The sequence below is a fragment of the Micromonospora sp. NPDC051296 genome (assembly GCF_040682255.1).
Classification (GTDB): Bacteria; Actinomycetota; Actinomycetes; order Mycobacteriales; family Micromonosporaceae; genus Micromonospora; species Micromonospora craterilacus.
Window position 1 is genome coordinate 1 of record NZ_JBFBAO010000649.1, and the last position, 1579, is coordinate 1579.

The 1579-nt window shown below is 67.8% G+C and carries 2 protein-coding genes; both read left to right on the forward strand.

Features of this window, described 5'->3' with window-relative positions; translation table 11 throughout:
• The coding region (locus tag AB0M52_RS33825; RefSeq protein WP_363961952.1) for a ParA family protein at nucleotides 1-572 on the forward strand (572 nt) is incomplete at its 5' end.
• 27 nt (nucleotides 573-599) lie between these two features.
• A partial coding sequence (locus tag AB0M52_RS33830; RefSeq protein ID WP_363961954.1) for a ParB/RepB/Spo0J family partition protein occupies nucleotides 600-1579 on the forward strand: 980 nt, incomplete at its 3' end.

A 1579-nucleotide genomic window follows, 5' to 3' on the forward strand; every position in this document is an offset into this window, starting at 1 on the left:
CCCAGGCGGTCGAGGGCATCCCCAACCTCTGGTGCGTGCCGGCCACCATCGACCTGGCCGGCGCGGAGATCGAGTTGGTGTCCGTGGTGGCCCGCGAGTCACGGCTGGACCGGGCCATCGCCGCCTACCCTGGGCACTTCGACTACGTCTTCATCGACTGCCCACCGTCGCTCGGCCTGCTGACGGTGAACGCGTTGGTGGCGGCCCAGGAGGTGCTCATCCCCATCCAGTGTGAGTACTACGCGCTCGAGGGGCTGAACCAGCTCATCAACAACATCAACCTGGTTCGCCAGCACCTCAACCCGCGGCTTGAGGTCTCCACGATCCTGCTCACCATGTACGACCGGCGTACCCGGCTAGCAGATGCGGTCGAGCAGGACGTCCGGAACCACTTCGGCGACAAGGTGCTTCAGGCGGTGATCCCGCGCAACGTCCGGGTCTCCGAGGCACCCAGTTACGGCCAGTCGGTGATGACCTACGATCCCGGATCGCGGGGGGCGACGAGCTACTTCGAGGCCGCCCAGGAGATTGCAGAGCGGGGCGTCAAGGAGCCGGTGAGCCGGAATGCGTAGTGCGGACAAGGCGCTGGGAGGCGTGGCATGAAAAACCGTCCTCGGGGTGGTCTGGGACGGGGCCTGGGGGCGCTTATCCCGACCGGACCGGCTCCGGATGCTGGCGCTGGTGCCGGCACGATCACGGCCGAGCCGAGCGGGACGCCCGGAGTCGCCGTACCGTCCGTGGCGCCGACACCGGCTGCGCTGAGCACGGCTGAGCCGATGCTCAGCCCGGTGCCCGGCGCACGCTTCGCCGAGATCCCGGTCGACTCGATCGTGCCCAACCCCAAGCAGCCTCGGCACGTCTTCGACGAGGAGGCCCTGGAGGAGCTGAAGACCTCCATCCAGGAAGTCGGCTTCCTCCAGCCAATCGTGGTGCGGCAACTCGATGACGAGAAGTTCGAGCTCGTCATGGGTGAGCGGCGGTGGCGGGCCGCGCAGGCGGTCGGCCGGGAGAGCATTCCGGCGATCGTGCGCGACACCCGCGACGACGCCATGCTGCGGGACGCGCTGTTGGAGAACATCCATCGGGCGAACCTGAACCCGCTGGAAGAGGCCGCCGCCTACCAGCAGCTGCTGGAGGAGTTCGGTGCCACCCACGAGGAACTCGCGCGTCGGATCGGACGCAGCCGGCCGCAGATCTCGAACACCATCAGACTGCTGAACCTGCCGGCCCAGGTGCAGCGGCGCGTGGCCGCCGGGGTGCTCTCCGCTGGGCACGCTCGGGCGCTGCTCAGCTTGGAGGATTCGGAGACGCAGGAACATCTCGCGCTCCGGATCGTCGCCGAGGGCCTGTCGGTCCGGGCGACCGAGGAGATCGTTGCGCTTGCCCTGAGCGAGGGACCGAGTAAGAAGGATTCGGCGAAGCGCCGACCGAAGCCGCATGCCCCCGCGCTGAACGATCTCGCCGATCGGCTCTCCGACCGTTTCGACACCCGCGTGAAGGTCGACATTGGCCGGAGCAAAGGCAAGATCACCATCGAGTTCGCCACCGTCGACGACCTGGAGCGGATCGTCGGCATCAT